20 protein-coding genes are annotated in these 20,460 nt (G+C 74.3%); 6 read left to right on the top strand and 14 right to left on the bottom strand.

The window, feature by feature from the left end:
* Nucleotides 1-193: 193 nt before the first annotated feature.
* The 3 genes from ACFY7E_RS05885 to ACFY7E_RS05875 all read right to left on the bottom strand — a co-directional run bounded on the left by ACFY7E_RS05885 (nucleotide 194) and on the right by ACFY7E_RS05875 (nucleotide 3,499).
* Nucleotides 194-844 carry an HNH endonuclease family protein gene (locus tag ACFY7E_RS05885; RefSeq protein WP_389481238.1) on the bottom strand — a complete coding sequence of 217 codons (651 nt, stop codon included), beginning with the start codon at nucleotides 842-844 and terminating at the stop codon, nucleotides 194-196.
* Nucleotides 845-1,533: 689 nt separating this feature from the next.
* A complete protein-coding gene (locus ACFY7E_RS05880; protein WP_389481236.1) occupies nucleotides 1,534-2,208 on the bottom strand; it encodes an HAD-IA family hydrolase in 675 nt (224 codons plus the stop codon).
* Between the two features lie 169 nt (nucleotides 2,209-2,377).
* Nucleotides 2,378-3,499: a peptidoglycan-binding protein gene (locus ACFY7E_RS05875; protein WP_389481234.1), complete on the bottom strand. Its 1,122-nt coding sequence runs from the start codon at nucleotides 3,497-3,499 to the stop codon at nucleotides 2,378-2,380.
* Between the two features lie 227 nt (nucleotides 3,500-3,726).
* On the opposite strand from ACFY7E_RS05875, the gene ACFY7E_RS05870 reads away from it, so the two are divergent.
* Nucleotides 3,727-5,790, top strand: a complete 2,064-nt coding sequence (locus ACFY7E_RS05870) for a DHA2 family efflux MFS transporter permease subunit (RefSeq protein ID WP_389481232.1) — start codon at nucleotides 3,727-3,729, stop codon at nucleotides 5,788-5,790.
* Nucleotides 5,791-5,805: 15 nt separating this feature from the next.
* On the opposite strand, the gene ACFY7E_RS05865 is transcribed toward ACFY7E_RS05870, so the two are convergent.
* Nucleotides 5,806-6,291, bottom strand: coding sequence for a GNAT family N-acetyltransferase (locus ACFY7E_RS05865; RefSeq protein ID WP_389481230.1), 486 nt, complete (start codon nucleotides 6,289-6,291; stop codon nucleotides 5,806-5,808).
* Between the two features lie 103 nt (nucleotides 6,292-6,394).
* A complete protein-coding gene (locus tag ACFY7E_RS05860; RefSeq protein ID WP_383415957.1) occupies nucleotides 6,395-6,721 on the bottom strand; it encodes an antibiotic biosynthesis monooxygenase family protein in 327 nt (108 codons plus the stop codon).
* Between the two features lie 12 nt (nucleotides 6,722-6,733).
* Here ACFY7E_RS05860 and ACFY7E_RS05855 point away from each other — a divergent pair, with 12 nt between their 5' ends.
* From ACFY7E_RS05855 to ACFY7E_RS05845, 3 genes are all read left to right on the top strand, one after another.
* A complete protein-coding gene (locus tag ACFY7E_RS05855; protein WP_389481227.1) occupies nucleotides 6,734-7,837 on the top strand; it encodes a serpin family protein in 1,104 nt (367 codons plus the stop codon).
* 155 nt (nucleotides 7,838-7,992) lie between these two features.
* Nucleotides 7,993-8,487, top strand: a complete 495-nt coding sequence (locus tag ACFY7E_RS05850) for a MarR family winged helix-turn-helix transcriptional regulator (RefSeq protein WP_383445500.1) — start codon at nucleotides 7,993-7,995, stop codon at nucleotides 8,485-8,487.
* Entirely contained in the window at nucleotides 8,484-8,924 is a 441-nt protein-coding gene (locus ACFY7E_RS05845; protein WP_389481225.1) for a MarR family transcriptional regulator, read from the top strand. The genes ACFY7E_RS05850 and ACFY7E_RS05845 overlap by 4 nt, the downstream gene beginning before the upstream one ends.
* 60 nt (nucleotides 8,925-8,984) lie before the next feature.
* On the opposite strand, the gene ACFY7E_RS05840 is transcribed toward ACFY7E_RS05845, so the two are convergent.
* From ACFY7E_RS05840 to ACFY7E_RS05805, 8 genes are all read right to left on the bottom strand, one after another.
* On the bottom strand, nucleotides 8,985-9,653 hold the full coding sequence (locus ACFY7E_RS05840; protein WP_383445505.1) for an O-methyltransferase: 669 nt from the start codon (nucleotides 9,651-9,653) through the stop codon (nucleotides 8,985-8,987).
* Nucleotides 9,650-10,762: a DUF2330 domain-containing protein gene (locus tag ACFY7E_RS05835; protein WP_389481222.1), complete on the bottom strand. Its 1,113-nt coding sequence runs from the start codon at nucleotides 10,760-10,762 to the stop codon at nucleotides 9,650-9,652. The genes ACFY7E_RS05840 and ACFY7E_RS05835 overlap by 4 nt, the downstream gene beginning before the upstream one ends.
* Before the next feature lie 129 nt (nucleotides 10,763-10,891).
* The gene (locus ACFY7E_RS05830; RefSeq protein ID WP_383445508.1) at nucleotides 10,892-11,293 is read right to left on the bottom strand and encodes a transglycosylase SLT domain-containing protein; all 402 of its coding nucleotides are present in this window, start codon (nucleotides 11,291-11,293) and stop codon (nucleotides 10,892-10,894) included.
* Nucleotides 11,294-11,578: 285 nt separating this feature from the next.
* Nucleotides 11,579-12,436, bottom strand: a complete 858-nt coding sequence (locus ACFY7E_RS05825; protein ID WP_389481220.1) for an ECF transporter S component — start codon at nucleotides 12,434-12,436, stop codon at nucleotides 11,579-11,581.
* Nucleotides 12,433-14,148, bottom strand: coding sequence for an ABC transporter ATP-binding protein (locus ACFY7E_RS05820; RefSeq protein WP_389481218.1), 1,716 nt, complete (start codon nucleotides 14,146-14,148; stop codon nucleotides 12,433-12,435). The genes ACFY7E_RS05825 and ACFY7E_RS05820 overlap by 4 nt, the downstream gene beginning before the upstream one ends.
* On the bottom strand, nucleotides 14,145-15,308 hold the full coding sequence (locus ACFY7E_RS05815) for an energy-coupling factor transporter transmembrane component T (RefSeq protein WP_389481215.1): 1,164 nt from the start codon (nucleotides 15,306-15,308) through the stop codon (nucleotides 14,145-14,147). The genes ACFY7E_RS05820 and ACFY7E_RS05815 overlap by 4 nt, the downstream gene beginning before the upstream one ends.
* Complete coding sequence (locus ACFY7E_RS05810; protein ID WP_389481213.1) at nucleotides 15,305-15,994, bottom strand: SCO2322 family protein; 690 nt, start codon at nucleotides 15,992-15,994, stop codon at nucleotides 15,305-15,307. The genes ACFY7E_RS05815 and ACFY7E_RS05810 overlap by 4 nt, the downstream gene beginning before the upstream one ends.
* A complete protein-coding gene (locus ACFY7E_RS05805; protein ID WP_389481211.1) occupies nucleotides 15,991-17,244 on the bottom strand; it encodes a prenyltransferase/squalene oxidase repeat-containing protein in 1,254 nt (417 codons plus the stop codon). Before ACFY7E_RS05805 ends, ACFY7E_RS05810 begins: the two co-directional genes overlap by 4 nt.
* Before the next feature lie 387 nt (nucleotides 17,245-17,631).
* Between ACFY7E_RS05805 and ACFY7E_RS05800 the strand changes: the two genes are divergently transcribed.
* Nucleotides 17,632-18,231, top strand: a complete 600-nt coding sequence (locus ACFY7E_RS05800; protein WP_389481208.1) for a hypothetical protein — start codon at nucleotides 17,632-17,634, stop codon at nucleotides 18,229-18,231.
* A 15-nt stretch (nucleotides 18,232-18,246) separates the two neighbouring features.
* On the opposite strand, the gene ACFY7E_RS05795 is transcribed toward ACFY7E_RS05800, so the two are convergent.
* A complete protein-coding gene (locus tag ACFY7E_RS05795) occupies nucleotides 18,247-18,861 on the bottom strand; it encodes a TetR family transcriptional regulator (RefSeq protein WP_389481206.1) in 615 nt (204 codons plus the stop codon).
* Between the two features lie 206 nt (nucleotides 18,862-19,067).
* Between ACFY7E_RS05795 and ACFY7E_RS05790 the strand changes: the two genes are divergently transcribed.
* Nucleotides 19,068-20,393, top strand: a complete 1,326-nt coding sequence (locus ACFY7E_RS05790) for a glycosyltransferase family 4 protein (RefSeq protein ID WP_389481204.1) — start codon at nucleotides 19,068-19,070, stop codon at nucleotides 20,391-20,393.
* Nucleotides 20,394-20,460: the final 67 nt, after the last annotated feature.

The following is a 20,460-nucleotide window of genomic DNA, read 5'->3' as shown; positions in this document are numbered from 1 at the left end:
TGTTGCTCATGGAAGGGACTCCTTCGGTCTGGCCTCGTCCGTCGGTGGACGAGGTGGGGGACGGAACCGATGAGCCCGTAGGTTAGGTACACCTCATTAATACTTGCAAGTTCAACATCGGCCTGCCGGGAAGTGTGTGGTCGTGTTCACTTCCCGGCAATCCTGCTGTGACGTTTCTTCAAGTGGGTTGGTGTCAGCAGCCGTTGAGGACGGACTGGAGGGCGCTCTTCTCGGCGGAGTCGACGCTGAGGTTCCAGTGGTACTTCACGTGCACCCAGGCCCTGACGTACGTGCAGCGGTAGGCCGTCCGCGAGGGCAGCCACTTCGCCGGGTCGAGGTCGCCCTTGGCCTGGTTGACGTTGTCCGTGACGGCTATGAGCTGCGGGCGGGTCAGGTCGTTGGCGAAGGACTGGCGCTGGGCGGTGGTCCAGGAGTTGGCGCCGGAGCGCCAGGCCTCGGCGAGCGGGACCATGTGGTCGATGTCGAGGTCCGAGGCGGCGGTCCAGGTGGCGCCGTCGTACTCGGAGTACCAGCTTCCGCTGGTGGCGGCACAGCTGGAGTCCGTGACGACGTTGCTGCCGTCCCGCTTGAGCACGGTCTCGCGGGTGTTGCAGGCGCCGGACTGGGTGATCCAGTGCGGGAAGAGGTCCCGGCTGTAGCCCGAGGTGGAGCCTTCCGCCTTCACCGTGAGGGCGGCCAGGTAGCCGCGCGCGGTCGCGGCGCCGACCGGGGTGGGCATGGCGGCCTGGGCAGCGGGAGCGGTGGTGAGGAGACCGGTGACGGTGAGGGCGGCGGAGGTGGCGAGCACGGCGATTCGACGCGCGTAGACATTGCGGACGGACATGTGAACTCCCTTGAGGCGAGGGGACCTTGGCGGGCGCCGCCCCCGTGGGGTGCCGAACGGCGGCCCGGTCATCGTGGCGGTGCCGGGTTTCCGTACGGGGTGCGCCAGGTAACAGCGTGACGACATGGGCACGTCACATCAAGGGGTGTGCGTGTGCTGACGGAGCGCCAGATTCCGCGCGGCGGTCGGGGGTTGGCGGGGCGGAGGGCGCGGTGGTGCGGGGCCCGGTGCGCGCGGGGGGGCGCGTATGGGGCGTGTGCGGGGACGTGCGGGGACGCGAGGGGACGTGTGCGGGGCGTCGCGTCGGCGGGGCGGGGTCCCGGTCCTGGTCCCGGTCCCGGTCCTGGTCCTGGTCCCGGTCCCGGTCCCGGTCCCGGTCCCGGAAGTGTGGGGCCCGGGGCTCGGTGCGTCCAGAGGCGCGGTGGGGTGCGCGGCGCGTCCGTGCGGGCGTCGGGGTGTGCGTACGTAACGGGGGTCCGAAAGGTGCGTACGCAACGGGGGCGAAAGGTGCGTACGGAAGTCCCGTGGGGCGTAAGGCGGTTACGTCTCCGCCCGCGCGAGTGCCGGCCGGTGTCGATATCGACGCCCATGCCGGTCTCGGGGGCCGGAGGAGGCCGTACCGGAAAGCGCTCGCGCGCGGCCCGGTGGTCCGGCCGCGCGCGAGCGGGGGTGCGGGTGGGGGAGGGGCGTTACGGCGCGGTGGTCGTCGTCAGCGTGATCGTGCCGTCCGGCGTCGCCTCGACCCGCAGGTGGGTGAGGTCGGGCACGTACGCGTCCGGCGCGAAGGCCGCCGCGCGCGGGCCCAGGCCCACCACGCGCATGCCGGCCGCGCGGCCCGCCCGGATGCCGGCCTCGGAGTCCTCGAAGACCACGCAGTCCTCCGGGGCGAACCCCAGCGCGGCCGCGCCCTTCAGGAAGCCCTCCGGGTCCGGCTTGCTGGCCCCGACGCACTCGGCCGTGACCCGGGTCTCCGGCATGCGCAGCTCCGCCGCCCCCATGCGCGCCCGGGCGAGGGCCTCGTCCGCCGAGGTCACCAGGGCGTGCGGCAGGTCCGTGATCGCGGCCATGAAGGCGGGCGCTCCCTCGACGGGCACGACCCCGTCGAGGTCGGCGGTCTCCTCGGCGAGCATGACCCGGTTGTCGGCGTGGTTCTCCTCCATCGGGCGGTCCGGGAGGAGCACGGCCATCGTCGCGTACCCCTGGCGGCCGTGGACCACCTGGAGCACGGCGTCCCCGTCCAGGCCCTGCCGCTCGGCCCAGCGGAGCCAACAGCGTTCGACGACGGCGTCCGAGTTGACGAGGGTGCCGTCCATGTCGAGCAGGAGGGCGCGGGCGGTGAGCGTTGCCGGGGTGGTGGCAGGCATCGGGTCTCCAGAGGGGGTGGTGCGGAGAACAAGGCGGACCCGCCCACCGGTCAGGGAGTGCGGGCGGGACCACTTTGTTTTTTAACGATACAAAACCGGGGGCGGTCTTGGCCAACCGGCCCTTCCCGTGTCCGCATCCTGGGACCGGGGCCCCGGACCGTCCCGCCGCTCAGTTCCCCGACTGCTCCCCTTCCAGTACCGCGCGCGTGCTCGGGCCGTACACGCCCAGCGGGTCGCCCTCGATCGACCGCCAGCGCTGGAACTCCCGTACGGCCTCCCGGACCTTGTTGCCGTAGTGGCCGTCGATCGGGCCGAAGTAGACCCAGGCGGCCCGCAGCCGCCACTGGAGGTCCTCCACCTCGGGCCCCTCGTCGCCGTAGCTGAGGGTGAGGGCCTGCTCGGGCTCCTCCGTCGCCTCCGGGGACCGCGAGGGCCTCACGCTCGTCGCCGACGGCGCGTCCGTCGGTGACGCCGAAGCCGTGACGGAGGGAGGGGCGGCCGGACCGGTCGAGGCGCCGGGGCTCGCGGAGGCGCCGGGGGTGCCGGAGGCCGAGGCCGAGGCGGAGGGGGAGGGGGAGGCCGTCGCGGACGGGGACGCGGAGGGCGACGCGGACGTCCGGCGCGGCGTCGGGGACGACGAGGTCGGCTCCGGGCTCCCGGACGAGGGGGTGGGCTCCTCGGGCACGGCCAGGTCCAGGGACGCGCTCGTCGTCACCTCGGGCACGGCCGCCCGGTCGCCCGTCCCGCCCCCGCCGCCGAGCGCGGCCGCCGCCAGGGCCGCCGTGCCCGCCACGGCGACGGCGGCCACCGCCGCGATCACCGTGCCGCGCCTGCGGCCCCGCGGGCGGTCCCCGCCGTGCGGGGGCGGCACCTCGCCGGGCCCGCGCAGCAGCAGCGACATCGTCTCGGAGGGATCGCCCCCGGCGCCGGCGTACGGCACCGGTCCGGTGACGTCCTCGTACGGGTGCTCCTGCGGAGAGGAACCCGGACGGATCGCCGCCAACCGGGCGGTCGGCGGGTCCGCGTCGGCGCCCCCCGCGCCGTACGCCTCCGCGCCGTACGTCCCCGCTCCCGAGCCGTATGCCCCCGCGCCGTACGTCCCCGCCCCCGAGCCGCGAGCCTCCGCCTTCGCGCCCGCCCCCGTCTCCGTCCCCGCGTCCTCCGCCGAGCCCAGCGTCACGTACGGCCGGATCCGCAGCGGATCGAAATCCTCGGCCGCCGCCAGTTCGGCCCGGGCGCAGGCGCAGCCAGGTCTGTGTACACCGCATTCAGGACAGACGTGTCCGGTCATGATGGGTCCCCTCCCCGAGACAACTGCGAGCGATTATGCAGCCCACCCCCTCCTGGTGGGGGAACAGGCGTGCCCTTCCGCAGGCCATAACCGGACATTCGGATCAGGATGGAGAAGCTGCCCGAGGAGAAGAGCCGCGGAAGGCCCGTGGAAGAGCCGCGGAAGACCTGCGGAAGGCCCGCGGAAGACCCGCACGGAGACTCCGAGAAGACGCCGAGGAGACGCCCATGGCCCAGGACCTACGCCCGTCCCCGCCCGGCGACGGCACCCCCGCGCCCGGGGAGGGGCAGCGCCACAGCACCGTCCTCGTCGCGATCGGCGCGCTGCTGCTCGGCATGCTGCTCGCCGCGCTCGACCAGACCATCGTCTCCACCGCCCTGCCGACCATCGTCAGCGAGCTCGGCGGCATGGAGCACCTCTCCTGGGTGGTCACCGCCTACATGCTGGCGTCCACCGCCGCCACCCCGCTCTGGGGCAAGCTCGGCGACCAGTACGGACGCAAGAAGCTCTTCCAGGCCGCCATCGTCCTCTTCCTCATCGGCTCCGCCCTCTGCGGCATCGCCCAGAACATGCCGCAGCTCATCGGCTTCCGCGCCCTCCAGGGCCTCGGCGGCGGCGGGCTCATGGTCCTGTCCATGGCGATCGTCGGCGACCTCGTCCCGCCCCGGGAGCGCGGCAAGTACCAGGGCCTCTTCGGCGCCGTCTTCGGCGCCACCAGCGTCCTCGGCCCCCTCCTCGGCGGCCTCTTCACCGAGCACCTCTCCTGGCGCTGGGTCTTCTACGTCAACCTGCCGATCGGGGTCGTCGCCCTCTTCGTGATCGCCGCCGTCCTCCACATCCCGGTCCGTTCCACGAAGCACACCATCGACTACCTCGGCACCTTCCTCATCGCCTCGGTCGCCACCTGCCTGGTCCTCGTCGCCTCCCTCGGCGGCACCACCTGGGCCTGGGGATCGCCGCAGATCATCGGCCTCGCCGTGCTCGGGATCGTCCTCCTCGTCTGGTTCGTGTACGTGGAGGGGCGGGCGGCCGAGCCCGTACTGCCGCTCAAGCTGTTCCGGATCCGGACCTTCACCCTCGTCTCGGTCATCAGCTTCGTCGTCGGCTTCGCGATGTTCGGCGCGATGACCTACCTGCCGACCTTCCTCCAGGTGGTGCAGGGCGTCACCCCGACCATGTCCGGCGTCCACATGCTGCCCATGGTCCTCGGCCTGCTGCTCACCTCCACCGCCTCCGGCCAGGTCGTCAGCCGCACCGGCCGCTGGAAGGTCTTCCCCGTCGCCGGCACCGCCCTCACCGCGATCGGCCTGCTCCTCCTCCACCGCCTGACGGAGACCAGCTCCACCTGGGAGATGAGCGCCTACTTCTTCGTCTTCGGCGCCGGACTCGGCCTCGTCATGCAGGTCCTCGTCCTCGTCGTGCAGAACGCCGTCTCCTACGAGGACCTCGGCGTCGCCACCTCCGGGGCCACCTTCTTCCGCTCCATCGGCGCGTCCTTCGGCGTCGCCGTCTTCGGCACGATCTTCACCAACCGGCTCACCTCCAAACTGGAGGACGTCTTCGCCGCCGCCGGCCCCGGCCTCCCGCCCGGCGTCGGGCCCGGACAGGTCGCCGCCGACCCGCGCGCCGTCGCCCAGCTCCCGCCCGAGCTGCGGCCCGCCGTCCTCCACGCGTACTCCACGTCCATCACCGACGTCTTCCTGTACGCGTCGCCCGTCGTCCTCGTCGCCTTCGTCATCGCCTGGTTCCTCAAGGAGGACCGGCTCCGCACCTCGGTCACCGCGCCCGACACCACGCAGACCCTGGCCTCCAACCCGGTCGAGCGCTCCTCGTACGACGAGTGCGCCCGCGCGCTGTCCGTCCTCGGCTCCCGCGAGGGACGCAAGGCGGTCTACGTGAAGATCACCGAGCGCGCCGGGCTCGACCTGCTGCCCGCCGCGAGCTGGCTGCTGCTGCGCATCCGCCGGCACGGCACCGTGGAACCCGCCCGGCTCGCGGAGACCACCCCCGTACCGCTGCGGGCGATCACGGAGGCGTCCCGGCAGGTGGAGGAACGGCACCTGGTGGCCCGGGAGGGCGTCCAGATGATCCTCACCGAGGAGGGCGTACGGGTGAGCACACGGCTCGCCAAGGCGCGGGAGGAGTCGCTCGCCGAACTCCTCGGCGACTGGTGGGGACCCGAACGGCCCACCGACCTGGTGAAACTCGTGGAGGAACTGACGGCCGAACTGAGCGGCTCGGACGCGGAACGCCCCCGGACCCCGGAGCCGCCCCGCGACCACCACGCGTGAGCGCCCGGAAGCCGCTCACAGCTCCTTGCCGTACCAGACCTCCATGTACGGACCGGTGCGGTACGCCGGTATCTCCGCGTACCCGTGGCGTACGTACACGGTCCGCGCCTCGACCAGGTCCAGGCGCGTGTTGAGGACCGTCCGGCGGGCGCCGAGCGCGCGGGCCGCGTCCTCCAGGGCGTCCAGCAGGAGCCCGGCCCCGCCCCGTCCCCGGAACGCGGGCCGCAGGTAGACCCGGGTCAGCTCGGCCCGGCCCCCGTCCAGGAGGAGCACCCCGCCGCACCCGGCCGGCTCGCCCCCGAACCGGGCGACCCGGAAGTCCCCGGTCGGCGGCGCGAGCAGCCCGGCCCCGTCGTCCGCCAGCCCCTCATCGACCTCGGCCGCCGTCGCGGGCCGCTTCCAGTACCGGCTCGCGACCTCGTCGTAGTAGTCGCGGCGCAGGGCGGTGGCGTCGGGGGTGTCGACGCGCTCGGGGGAGAAGGTCCAGGTCACGCGCGCCATTGTGGGGCGCGCGCGACCAACGGCGCAGCCGGGTTTTTCCGGGCTCGCTCTTCCGCGGCCGGTTTTCCCGGCTCGGCCCTTCCGCAGCCGGGTTCTACCGGCCTCAGCCCTTCGGGGACGCCTGCTGGACGACCTCGAACGACCACAGGGTCGACCCGGAAGCGGCGGGCTTCGGCCGCTCGCCGCCGCCCTCGCCGCCACCCTGGTGGGCGGCCCGCATGGAACCGTTCATCCAGTTCTGGAAGTCCTCCTCGCTGCGCCAGCGGGTGTACACCAGGTACTGGTCGGTCCCCTCCAGGGGCCGCAGCAGCTCGAACCACTCGAACCCGTCGGACCCCTCCACGGCCCCGGCCCGCGAGGCGAACCGCTGCTCCAGCACCTCGCGCTGCTCGGCCGGCACGGTCAGGACGTTGATCTTCACGATGCTCATGAGGAGCAGGATATGACCCACACGCACCCCGCCTTCCCGGCGGACACGGTACGTTCCCTGGCCGCGCGCTGGCTGTCCCGGCTCGGGGACGGGGACTTCGTCGTGTCGCCGGTCGGGTTGTGGCTGGCGCTCGGGGGCGTCGCGGCCGGGGCGCGGGGGCGGACCGCCCGGGAGTTGTACGGGCTGCTCGGGGTCGAGGGGGAGGCGGCCGCCGGGGCCGTGACCGGGGTCGGGCGGCGGCTCGCGGGGGCGGAGGGGCTCGGGGTGGCCGGTGGGGTGTGGGCCCGGGTGCCGGTCCGCGAGGAGTTCCGGCGGGGGCTGCCCGACGTGCGGTTCGGGGAGTTGGGCGGGGACGAGCAGGGCGTGCTCGACGCGTGGGTGCGGGAGGCCACCGGCGGGCGGGTCGACGGACTGCCGCTCGGGCTCGACGGGTCCGAGGACCTCCTCCTGCTCAACGCCCTCGCCCTGAAGGCCTCCTGGGCCGTGGCCTTCCCCCGGCACCTCACCCGCGACGAGCCCTTCACCGACGGGTACGGCGACACCCGCCCCGTGCCGACCATGCGGCTGCGGATTCCGTCCGCCCGGGTCTGGTACGCCGACGGAGTCACCGTCGTGGAGCTGCCCTGCGCGGGGGAGGGGGCCGTCCTGGTGCGGTTCGTGCTCGGTCCGGAGGGGGCCGGGCCCGACGAGGTGCTGCCCGCCGCCTGGGCCGGGCCCGGGGCGCGGGAGCGGCTCGCCGCCGGGTCGGTCGACCTCCTCCTGCCGCGCTTCACCCTCCGTACGAAGACCGAGGCGCACGCGCACCTGGCGGCGCTCGGCCTCGACCTGGCCCTGCGCCCCGGGGCCGACTTCTCCGGCCTCTCCCCGAACCCCCTCTTCATCGACAAGGTGGTGCAGGAGGCGGTGGTCGAGGTCGCCGAGGAGGGCGTCGAGGCGGCGGCCGTCACCCAGGTCACGATGACCCGGGGCGCGGCCTCGCCACGCCGCGAGGCGGTGGAGCGGATCGCCTTCGACCGGCCCTTCGGCATCGTCGTCCTCGACGCCGGCGGGGAGCTGCCGCTCTTCGCGGGGTGGCGGCAGAGCGCGACCTCCGCCGGGGACCGTCCTCGGGCGTGAACGCGCGACGGGGCGCGGGCGTTCTCGTCGAGGCCGTTCCGTCGGCCCGTCGTCATGTCGGCCCGTCGCCGTGCCGGCCCGTCGCCGTGCCGGGTGCGCCCCACGCCCGCCGGAAAATAGTAGCCATGGATATAGTCGCCATGTAATCTATCGGCATGAGCAAGGCTTCACCCGGTCCCACGCCCGGTTTCCTGGTGTGGCGACTCGCCAACAAGTGGCGCGTCGCGGTCGATCGCGCGCTGGCCCCGCTGGGCCTCACGCACGCGCAGTACTCGCTGGTCGCGTCGCTGTACGGCATGCAGCGCTCCGGTGAGCGGCCCAGTCAGCGACGGCTGGCCGACCACACCGGCCTGGAGGCGCTGTACGTCTCGAAGCTGGCGCGCGCCCTGGAGTCGGCCGGTCTGGTCGAGCGCACCCGCGACCCCCGCGACCCGCGCGCCGTACAGCTCGCCCTCACCGAGCAGGGCCGGACCGTGACCCGGCGGGCCGTCGCGGTCGTCCAGGACCTGCTCCGGCAACTCCTCGAGCCGCTCGGCGGCCTCGACGACCCGCGGACCCACGCGTTCACCGCGGAGCTGACGGCCCTGCTCGACGCGCCTCTCGCTCCATCCCCGCCCGACGACCCGAGCACCCGAGGGAGAACACCGTGACCACCACCGCACCCGCCGCCGACTCCCGCGTCCTCGCCCTGGCGCACTACGCCGCCCGTGGCGTCCTGGAACACTTCCTGGCCCGACACGGCGCCACCTTCCAGCAGCAGATCGCCCTGCGCGCCGCCGCCGGGACCCCGCAGACGCCGGACGGCCTCGTCGCCCTGGTCCAGGGCTACCTCAAGGCCGATCCGGCCGACATCCGCGCCACCCTCGACGACCTGCTGGCCGGACGACTGCTCGTCGCGGACGGCCCGCACCTCCGCCCCACGGACGCGGGGCGCGAGCTGCTCGCCGCCGTCGGCGCGGAGACCGCACCCCTCAGCGCCCGCATCTGGGGCGGGATACCCGCCGAGGACCTGGCCGCCACCGGCCGCGTCCTCGCCCTGGTCACCGAGCGCGCCGACGCGGAGCTCGCGGCGCTGCCCGCCCCCTGACCGGGACCGCGGGGGCCGTAGGCCCCAGGGCCTGTCCGGCGGATCGGGGTCGGACAGGCCCTAGTCGACCACCCGCGCTAGCAGCAGCCCGTCGTGGCCCTTCGAGCCGACCGTCTGGAACGCGGTCGCGTCCAGGCGCGGTTCGCGGGCGACCAGGTCGAACATCTCGCGGGTGCCGGTGACGGACGGGTCGTCCGGGTGGGCGGTGGCGACCTTGCCGCCCCGCACCACGTTGTCGACGACGACGACCGTGCCCGGCCGGGAGAGCCTCAGGGCCCACTCCACGTAGCGCGGGTTGTTGACCTTGTCCGCGTCGATGAAGACCAGGTCGAACGGGCCCGCGCCCTCCGCCTCCAGCCGCGGCAGGCTGTCCAGGGCCGCGCCCGTGCGGACCTCGACGAGCTTGTCGAGGCCGGCGCGGGCGATGTTGGCGCGGGCGACGTCCGCGTGGGCCGGGTCGTACTCCAGGGTGATCAGGCGCCCGTCGGCGGGCAGCGCGCGGGCCAGCCAGATCGTGCTGTAGCCGCCGAGGGTGCCGATCTCCAGGATGTTCCGCGCGCCCTGCACCCGGGCGAGGAGGTGGAGCAGCTTGCCCTGGTTGGGGGCGACGGCGATCTCCGGCAGACCGGCCGCCGTCGAGGCGGCGAGCGCGGCGGACAGCGCCTCGTCGTCCGGGGCGAGCAGCTCGGTGAAGTAGCGGTCGACATCGGTCCACTGAGGGTTCGTCATGCGGTCGAACGTACACCCGTCCCCGGCGCCCGGCGGCGCTGCGCCGCCCGTACGGCCGGCAGCGCCGCCACCGCCGCGAGCAGTAGGCCGCCGCCCACCGTCAGGAGCCAGACGGGGACGCCGCCGGCGGCGGTCAGCAGCCGGTCGGTGTACACGACCTCCCGGTACGGGGTGTCGGCGACCCGCCTCAGGTGGTGGTCGTCGTCGATCCGCTCCGGGCGCGGGAACTCCTGTTCCAGGACCGTCAGATGGACCGGCCGGTCGCCCGCGAGCGCGGCCACGGCGCCCCCGGGCCGCTCGATCCGCCCCGCGAAGGTCACCTCGGGCCGGTCGCCGCCGATGGCGGAGCGGGGTTCCATCCGGTGGTCGGAGAGGACGGACAGGCCGAGGGTCTGGGGCGTCTTCGCGAGCCGCGAGAGCCGCATCGGGTAGACGAGTTCGGTCGAGGCGAAGGCGATGCGCAGCGGGGTCAGCTCGCCCCGGAGGACGGCGCCCTCCTCCTCGGGCGCGAGGCGCACCGCCACGTACTCCCACTTCCGCTCGACGTACGGACCGAGCGCGCCGGTGAGCCGGTCGGGCAGGTCGAAGCCGTTCGTACGGAGCCAGTCGCCGAGCGCGTCCGGGTCGGTGGCGGTCAGCCGGGCCACGTCGAAGGGGCCGAGCCGCTCCCGGCCGACGACGCCGACGCCGGTGACCGCGCCGGGCGGCGCCCCGGCCCCGTCGCCGTGGTCGCCGTCGAACGGCCAGTCGTCCTCGCGCGGCCAGAAGTGGAAGCGGTCGCGCCGCTCGGGCGCGGTGAGCCGGTCGATCTCGTCGAACAGCTCCGGGTCGCCGAGGGAGACGCCGGCCCGGCTCGGCACCGGCATGATCCAGGCCGCCCGCTCGGCGTCCCCGTGCACGCTGAAGCGCATCACGATCGTCTCGGTGCGCCCGTCCCAGCGGACGGCGGACTCCTCGCGGTCGACGCCGATCCGCCGCGACCTGTCCGGGACCATGGCACCGCAGCCGCAGGCGTACGCCGGTGCGACGAGCGAGCCGGCCTGGAGCGCGAGCAGCGCGACGAAGGCCGTCAGGATTCTTCGGATCAGGATGTGGTGTGTCCCCCGCATGGCGGATCAGACGTACGCGGGGAAGATCCGGTTCCTGGGGAGGAGGCCCGGGAACGCCGCAGGCCCCGCCCCTCCGTGAGGAGGGCGGGGCCTTGCGTGTGCGCTGTGCGGTGCCGGGGCCGGTACTTCTTAGTACCAGCCGTGGGCCTGCCAGAACGCCCAGGCGGCGTTCGGGGAGCCGTAGCGCTCGTTCATGTAGTTGAGACCCCACTTGATCTGGGTGGCGGGGTTCGTCTTCCAGTCGGAGCCGGCCGAGGACATCTTCGAGGCCGGGAGGGCCTGGACCAGGCCGTAGGCACCGCTGGAGGAGTTGGTGGCCTTGTGGTTCCAGCCGGACTCGTGGGCCACGATCTTGCTGAAGGACGCGTACTGCGAGGCGGGAACGATCTGTCGCGCGACATCCTGCGGGCTGGCGGCCGAGGCCGAGCCCGTCGTGCCGAGCACCGCGCCCGACGCGCCCAGCAGCACGGCTGCGGAGGCGGCGAAGGTCTTCTTGCGGGCGGCGACACGAGTGGTGAGCGAGCGGATCAAGGTTTCTACCTAACTTCGGGGACAGAGGTCGCGCCGGGCGTTTTCGGCAAGCCGGAACCAGGGTCCGGGAGACCCGGAAACTGGGGGACCGGCCTGCCTGAGGCGCTGCGACGAGCACCGGCTGCCTGGCGACGTCCACCAGAGAAGCAGGGCCGGAACGGCGATGCAACGACCCCCTGTACGAGGAAGGTTCGGACCCGGGAGGAACGTCCCGGGGGCGGAGGGTGGGGTGTTTTCGCAGGCCGTGGGGGTGAATGCGGGACTTCGGGCGGGTGCGTACCCCTACTATTCCGGTTCGTACGTGACCTGGGTCCTGTGGGGCGGCTCACTCGCGAGAGCCTCTTCCGGGCCCTCGAATGTGACCTGGGCCTCGAAGTTCGCCCGTCGCGTCGCCCGCCGCAGCGCCCTCAGGAGCGTGCCGCCGACCGTGAGCGTGAGGACGACGGTGAGCGCGGCCCGGCCGAGGTCCCAGCCGAGGGAGGTGGCGGTGACGTAGGCGAGGAAGCGGACCAGGTTCTCGTGGAGCGGGGCGCCCGGCTGGAAGGAGATCCCGCTGCTCAGGCCCTGGAGCAGGACCCAGCCCTGGAGGTTCATGACCGTGCCGTACGCGAACGCCGCCGCGAAGCCGTACGCGGAGAGCATCAGGAGCTCGCCCCGGCCCCGCAGCGTCCGCTGCCCCGGCAGCAGCCCCGCCCCCATCGTGAACCAGCCCATCGACAGCATCTGGAACGGCATCCAGGGGCCCACACCGCCCGTGAGCAGCGCGGACGCGAACATCGTCACCGCGCCGAGGACGAAGCCGAAGCCCGGGCCCAGGACCCGGCCGCTCAGCACCATCAGGAAGAACATCGGCTCCAGGCCGGCCGTCCCCGCCCCCAGCGGGCGCAGCGCCGCGCCCACGGCGGCGAGCACTCCCAGCATCGCGACCGCCTTCGCGTCCATGCCGGAGTCCGCGATGGTCGCCACCACGACCGCGACGAGCAGCGGCAGCAGGGCCGCGAAGAGCCACGGAGCGTCACCGGCGTGTGACGTCACCGCCGAACCGGCGTCCGCGAACAGGGGCCAGCAGAAGGCGGCGATCCCGATCAGGGAGACGAGGGCGAGGGCGGCGATCGAGCGGGGGCCGAGGCGGAGGGCGCTCACCGCGCCTCCTCCAGGGCCCGCTCCACCTGCTCGACCGTGAGCCACGGCTGGGGGGCCAGGATCTTGGCCACCTGCGGCGAGAACGCGGGCGAGGAGACCACGACCTCGGCCGTCGGGCCGTCCGCGACCACCTCGCCGTCCGCGACGATCACCACCCGGTGGGCCAGCTCGGCGGCCAGCTCCACGTCGTGCGTGGCGAGCACGATCGCGTGCCCGTCCGCCGCGAGGGCGCGCAGGTGCTCGACCAGGCGGGCCTTGGCCGCGTAGTCCAGGCCCCGGGTCGGCTCGTCCAGGAGGAGCAGCGGCGGGCGGCCGGTCAGGACGACGGCCAGGGCGAGGGCGAGGCGCTGGCCCTCGGACAGGTCCCGGGGGTGCGTGTCGTCCGCGACGCCCGGCAGCAGCTCGGACACCAGGGCCCGGCAGGTCCCGTCCGCCGCGCCCGCGTCCGCGTCGGCCGCCGCGCACTCGGCGGCGACGGTGTCCGCGTACAGCAGGTCCCTCGGCTCCTGCGGCACCAGACCGACCCGGCGGATCAGCTCGCGCGGGTCGGTGGCGTGCGGGGCCCGGCCCGCGATCCGGACGGTGCCGGAGGTGGGGGCGATCATGCCGACGAGGGCGGCCAGGAGGGTCGACTTGCCGGCGCCGTTCCGCCCCATGAGGGCGACGGTCTCGCCGGGGTCGACCCGGAGGTCGATCTTGCGGAGGGCCTCTACGCGGGCGCGGCGGACGTGGAGGGAGTCGGTGAGGACGAGGGGGGTGGGGTGCGGCCTGTCTTGCGGCCGCGGCTGGTGCCGGCGCCGCGGGAAGAGGGAGAAGCCCCCACCCCTCCCCCCACGCCCGAGGGCGTGGGGGGAGGGGTGGGGGAGAGGCCCCGCAGGGACAGCCGCAGAGATCCCCGTCCCGATCAACGGCTCCAGCCGCCCCTTCAGCTCCCCCGCCCTCCTCCTCGCGTCCCGCACCGTCAACGGCAGCGGCGTCCAGCCCGCCAGGCGGCCCAGGGAGACCACCGGGGGGTGGATCGGGGAGCGGGACATGACGGCGGACGGGGGGCCCATGACCGCCTCGGGGAGGAGGAGGACCTGGTCGGCGTACTGGACGACGCGTTCGAGGCGGTGTTCCGCGAGGAGGACCGTCGTGCCGAGGTCGTGGACCAGGCGCTGGAGGACCGCGAGGACGTCCTCCGCCGCCGACGGGTCGAGCGCGGAGGTCGGCTCGTCGAGGACGAGGACCTTGGGGTGCGGGGTGAGGACGGAGCCGATCGCGACCCGCTGGCGCTGCCCGCCGGAGAGCGTCGCGATCGGGCGGTCGCGGAGTTCGGCGAGGCCGAGGAGGTCGAGGGTCTCCTCGACCCGGCGCCGCATGACGCCGGGCGCGAGCCCCAGGGACTCCATCCCGTACGCGAGCTCGTCCTCGACCGTGTCGGTGACGAAGTGGGTCGACGGGTCCTGCCCCACCGTGCCCACCACGTCCGCCAGTTCGCGCGGCGGATGCGTCCGGGTGTCCCGGCCGTCGACCGTCACCCGGCCCGTCAGCGTGCCGCCCGTGAAGTGCGGGACCAGGCCGGAGACCGCGTTGAGGAGGGTCGACTTGCCCGTGCCCGAGGGGCCCACCAGGAGGACCAGTTCCCCTTCCGGGACGGTGAGGTCGAGGTTCCGGAGCGTGGGCTCGGCGTCCTCCTCGTACCTCACCGAGACGTTCTCGAAGCGGATCACGGGTTCTCCTCGGGTACGGGGGCCACGAACGCGGGGACGAGGCCCACCAGGACCGACAGCGCGGGCAGCAGCGGCAGCTCCGGGGCCGCCAGGGGGACGACCCCGGGGTGCAGCGCCTCCGGGGCGTACGCGTTCGCCCGGATCATCAGGACCGCGACCGCCGCCCCGGACCCGGCCACCAGCCAGGACCGGGCGCCCCAGCGGTCGGGCCGGTACCGGGTCCGCACGGTCCGGCGCCCGCCGAGCCGGAGCCCGGCCACGGCGGCGAGGAGCCCGGCGCCGAGCAGCGGGAGCCCGTAGCCCGCGCCCTCCGCCGCGAGCAGCCCGTACGAGCCCGCGCAGATGCCGAGGAGCCCGCCGAGGGTCAGGACGTTCGTGGTGCGGCGCACGGACGCCGGGACGTGGGCCGTGCGCCCGTACCCCCGCGCGTCCATCGACGCCGCCACCGCGATCGAGCGTTCCAGGGCTCCTTCCAGGACCGGCAGGCCGATCTGGAGGACCGCCCGGACCCCGCCCGTGGGACGGCCCCGCAGCCGGCGGGCGGTCCGCAGCCGGACCACGTCGGCGACCATGTTCGGCGCGAAGGTCATCGCCACGATGACGGCGACCCCCGCCTCGTAGAGGGCTCCCGGCAGCGACTTGAGCAGCCGCGCCGGGTTGGCGAGCGCGTTCGCCGCGCCCACGCAGATCAACAGGGTCGCCAGCTTCGCGCCGTCGTACACCGAGAAGAGCAGCTGCTCGGCCGTCACCCGGCCCCCGATCCGCACCCCCTGCGCCCAGTCGGGCAGCGGCACCTCGGGCAGCGTGAAGAGGAGGTGCGTGCCCGGGATCGGGGAGCCGAGGAGGAGGGAGAAGAGGACGCGGAGGGCCACCACGAGCAGGCCCAGCTTCACGAACGCGCCGTACGAGCGGGCCCAGGGCGCGTCCGTGCGGCGGGCCGCGACGACGTAGCCGGCGACGCCGACGACCAGGCCGAGCAGGAGCGGGTTGGTGGTGCGGGAGGCGGCGACGGCCAGGCCGAGCGCCCACAGCCACCACGCGCCCGCGTGCAGGGCGTTGGCCCGGGTCGCCACGGGAGCCGTGAGCACGGCGCGGAGGGCGCCGCGAGCGGGAGCCGTGAGCGCGCTCCGGAGCGCGCCGCGAGCGGGGGCGGTGCTCATCCGCGACGGCGGGCCTTCGCCATCGCGGCCCCGCCGAGCGCCAGGACGGCCGCCCCGCCGACGAGCACGCCGACGGACGGACCGCCACCGCCGTCGGCCTTCGGCTTCTCCACACGGCTGGGGGCGGCCGTCGGCTCCTCGCCCACCGCCTCGCCGCAGCCCCGCGCCGGATAGCCGGCGATCCCGCACAGCATGGCCGCGCTGTCGTACCGCAGCGGCTTCGCCACGGCGGCGAGCGCCTCCGCGCCGGTCGCGTCGGGCCGGACCTGCGCACAGCCGGTCGTGGTCCGCCGCGCGGGCGGGGTCTCGCCGGGCGGGGCGTCGGCCGGGCCGCCGAAGTCGACGACGACCGCGATCCGCTTCGTGCCGTCCTTCGCCGCCACGTCCCCGCAGATCCGGGTGAAGTCCGGGGCGGCGGTGGGTCGGGCGGTGTCGTCGGCCTCCTGGCTGACCGCGAAGCGGAAGCCGACCGCGTCGCCGTCGGCGGGCCGGGCGGTCGCCGGACCCTGCGTGGCGTACGCCCAGGGTCTGCCGCCGTCGCTCTCCCAGTACGACCAGTAGCGGTAGCCGGCGGCGTGCGCCGGGGCGGCCGCGACCCCGGCGAGGGTCAGCAGCGCCCCGGCCGCGGCGCCCGCGACCCTGGCGGTGGTCCTGGCCGTGGGGGTCCTGACGGCGGCGGGGGTCACTTCTTGCGGCCGCTCAGGAGGAAGCCGATGCCGACGCCGACGACCGTGCCGATGCCGATGATCCACCAGAGGTCGAAGCCGGAGTCCTCGTCGTCGCCGGTGGTGGAGGAGGCGGAGGTGTCGGGGCTCTTGGGCGCGGGCCCGGCGGCGTTGAGCTGCTCGACCAGGTCGACCGGGCCGAACTCGCGCGGGTCGGTCTCCGTCGCGCGGGCGGCCAGGATCAGCTGGGCGTAGGCGGCCGGGCCGTTCTCCTTCGCCCAGGCGGCGGAGTTCTTCTCCAGCCATTCCAGGGCGGGCATGGCCTCCTTGGAGGCGCCGGCGGCGGAGAGCGCGACGACGGCGTCGGCGGTGTTGCCGAAGTCGGGCTGCTCGGTCGTGTCGGCGGCGCCCGGCATCGGCGGCTGGACGAGGTGGTGGGTCTTCGCGAGGGCCTTCGCCAGGTGGGAGGCGCCGTTGAGGGCGGCCCGCTCGGCGGTCGGCTTCGGCAGGTCGGCGCAGGCGGGCGCCTGCTCGGGGGAGGCCTTGGTGGCGACCATGCTCTTGCCGAGCCCGGCGAGGGTGGCGGCGGCGGTCGCGTCGGCGTTGGCGAGCAGCTTCCCGGTCTTGTCGGGCTGGTACGCGAAGGCGCCGGGGCCCTCCTCGTCCGTGCAGGGCAGGGCGAAGGAGAGGAGCGCGTCGTAGGGGGTGCGGCCCCCGGCGGAGGTGAACGTGGTGGGGCGCGTGCCGGTCGCGGCGAGCGCGCCGACGACGACGGAGGTGGAGTTGGCGTCGCTCGCGCCGCCGACGCCGTAGCCCCAGCCGCCGTCCTTGTTCTGCACGGTCCTCAGCCAGCCGGTGCCGTCCTTGACGGCCTGATCGGCCTTCTCGGGGGCGGCGCTCTGGCGGCGTACGGCGGCGAGCGCCTGGACGGCGGCGGCGGTGGCGTTGGTGTCGCGCATCGTCTTCGCGTCGCAGGGCTTCGCGGCGTCCGCGCGGTAGGAGGCGAAGGAGCCGTCCTCGCACTGCTGGCCGAGGAGCCACTCCACGGCCCGGTCGGAGGGCTGGTAGCCGGTGGCGCGCTGGGCGAGGAAGGAGAGCGACTGGCGCCAGACGCCGTCGTACGTCGGGTCCTTCGTGCCGTACAGGCCGGCCGGGAGCTTCCCGGTGGAGGGGGTCGGGGAGGGCGCGGCGAAGGCCTGCCCGGCTGCTCCTGCGCCGAGTACGGCGACGGTGGCGGCGAGCGCGGCGGCGGCGCGGCGGACGGTGTTCATGGGGCCCTCTCCTGCGGCCGGGCACGGCACGCCTCGGGGCACCGGCTCCGGCTCCGTATTCCTCGACGGTGCCGGCGGTCACGTCCCGTCCGGGGCATTCCGGCTCACCACCCCAAGATGGTTGACGGCTTGGGGCATCCCCTGCTCGAGCGCAGCCGAGAGCTTGGGGAAGGGTCAGCACCGGATTTCCACCGGTTTCCCCCCGTACGGGCATGATGACGACCCGTTCACTCTACCGGCCCGTACCCGCTGTTCACGGAGGGTGTGAGCGGCCTCGCACCGGCCCCCGGAAACGGGCGGGCGGACACGTCCGGCCCTGTGCCGGACTCCTCCGGCACCGCCGGACGATCACCGTCCGGCGGCGATCGACAGGGGCGGGAGACAAGGGTGGGGAAGAACGTGCGCAAGGGGACGGCGGTCCGGGCGGCCGTGGTCGTGGCCGTGCTGCTCGGCGCCGCGGGCTGCGGCACGGGCGACGGCGGGACGGACGACGCGGAGAAGCGGGACGGGACGTCCGCCGCCTCCTCGGCGACGCCCCGGGCCGAGGACACCGGCCCGGTCACGAAGGCCTCGGCCCAGGCCGACATCGAGGCGTCGGCCGCGGACGCGGGGGCCCCGGCCAACGATCCGGACGTGGCGGAGATGACCGCGGCCCGCTGCGAGGCTGGTTACCGCGGTTACGGGACGGAGGACGAGAAGGTCGGCCTCGAACGGTACGAGGCGGTGCTCGGCGAACTGCGCGAACGCGGCTGGCAGCCGTCCTTCGAGGTGCCCGAGCGCAGGGACGGGAACGGGACGGTCCAGATCGCCCACAAGTACTTCACGAAGCGCGGCTGGACCCTGTCGGCGGAGTTCCAGGGCTTCGAGACGGGACTGATCAGCGTGTCGGCCGCCGACAAGGCCTGCACCGACGAGATCCGCGACCGCATCCCGCTCCCCCTGCGATCCGCCCTGTCCGCCGGCGGGGCCGACGGACAGCAGCCGTAACAGAGGTAGCGGCGGTCACGCGGTGGGCGCCGTCGCCCCGATCAGCCGGCACACCGTCTCGATGTCGATCTTCACCTGCGCGATCGAGGACCGCCCCGACAGCCATGTGATCAGCGCCGAGTGCCAGGTGTGCTCGATCACCCGGACCGCCGAGCGCTGTTCCGGCGTCGGGTGCCCGGTCCCCATCGCGTCCAGGACGATCGCGGTCGTCAGCCGCGAGACCTCGTCCACCTCGGCGCTCGCCCCCCGGTCCGCGAAGATCAGCGCCCGCACCATCGCGTCGGCCAGCTGCGGCTCCCGCTGGAGCGCCCGGAAGGCCCGCATCAGGGTCTCCGCGACCCGCTCCGCCGGGTCCGCGCCCGCCGGGGGCCGCCTGCGCAGCGTGGTGTGCAGGTGCCGGAGCTGGTCCTGCATCACCGCGACGAGCAGGTGGATCTTCGACGGGAAGTAGCGGTACAGCGTGCCCAGCGCCACGCCCGCCTCCTCGGCCACCTCCCGCATCTGCACGGCGTCGAACCCGCCCCGCGACGCGAGCCGCGTGCTGGCGTCCAGGATGCGCCGCCGCCGCTCCTCCTGGCGCTCCGTGAGGGGTACGGCCGTGCCGTGCTCCGCTCTGTTCTCTGCGGTCATGGGGTCCCGTTCCGTGCGGTGGGGAGCGACAGTATGGCGGTGGCGGCGCCGTGGCGCGAATCACCCGCTCCGGATCTCACCGCGCCGCTACCTGCCGGTAGATTCTTTCCTCCCGGACGACCGGGCGACGGCCGAGTCTGTAACTTGTTCTAGATTAACGCCAGCGGTTACGCTCCGGCGAAACGCACGCTCGAAGGGGGCCGCGCATGACCGCCGAGGCCGTAGAGGCAGGCCCCCGGGGTGTCACCGACCCCGGCAACGGTCCGTTGCGGATCGCTCTCCTCACGTACAAGGGGAACCCCTTCTGCGGAGGCCAGGGCGTCTACGTCCGGCACCTCTCCCGCGAGCTCGCCCGCCTCGGCCACACCGTCGAGGTCATCGGCTCCCAGCCGTACCCGACGCTCGACGAGGGCGTGCCGCTCACCGAGATCGCCAGCCTCGACCTCTACCGCTCCCCGGACCCCTTCCGGACCCCGAAGCGCGACGAGTACCGCGACTGGATCGACGCCCTCGAAGTCGCCACCATGTGGACCGGCGGCTTCCCCGAGCCGCTCACCTTCTCCCTGCGGGCCCGCCGCATGCTCGCCGCCCGCCGCGGCGACTTCGACGTCGTCCACGACAACCAGACCCTCGGGTACGGACTCCTCGGCGGCCCGCGCGCGCTCGGCGCGCCCCTGGTCACCACGATCCACCACCCCATCACCGTCGACCGGCAGCTCGAACTCGACGCCGCCGACGGCTGGAAGCGCCGCTTCTCGGTCCGCCGCTGGTACGGCTTCACCGGCATGCAGAAGCGGGTCGCCCGCCGCCTGCCGTCCGTGCTCACCGTCTCCGGCACCTCCCGCCGGGAGATCGTCGAGCACCTCGGCGTACGGGAGGACCGCATCCGGGTCGTCCACATCGGCGCCGACACCGACCTCTGGTCCCCGGACCCCTCGGTCGCCGAGGTCCCCGGCCGGATCGTCACCACCTCCAGCGCCGACGTCCCCCTCAAGGGCCTGGTCCACCTGGTCGAGGCGCTCGCCAAGCTCCGCACCGAGAACCCCGACGCGCACCTCGTCGTCGTCGGCAGGCGCGCCGAGGACGGCCCGGTCGCCCGGGCCATCGAGCGGTACGGCCTCGAAGGCGCCGTCGAGTTCGTCAAGGGCATCAGCGACGCCGAGCTCGTCGACCTCGTCCGCTCCGCCCAGGTCTCCTGCGTGCCCTCGCTGTACGAGGGGTTCTCGCTGCCCGCCGCCGAGGCCATGGCCACCGGCACCCCGCTCGTCGCCACCACCGGCGGCGCGATCCCCGAGGTCGCGGGCCCCGACGGCGAGACCTGCCTCGCCGTGCCGCCCGGCGACGCGGGCGCGCTCGCCACCGCCCTCGGCCGGGTCCTCGGCGATCCGGAGCTGCGCGCCCGGCTCGGCGCCGCCGGACGGGAACGGGTCCTCGACCGCTTCACCTGGGCCCGCGCGGCCCAGGGCACCGCCGAGCTCTACCGGGAGGCGATCGCCCGCCGGGGCGCCGCCGCCCCGGACGTCCGCCGGTGACCACCCCGTACGCACACGCGCCCGTGCGCGACCCGCACCGCCCCCACCCGCACCGCCCCCGTCCCGA

This window comes from Streptomyces sp. NPDC012825 (assembly GCF_042900925.1).
Lineage (GTDB): Bacteria > Actinomycetota > Actinomycetes > Streptomycetales > Streptomycetaceae > Streptomyces.
This window is presented reverse-complemented; position numbering and strand designations above follow the sequence as displayed.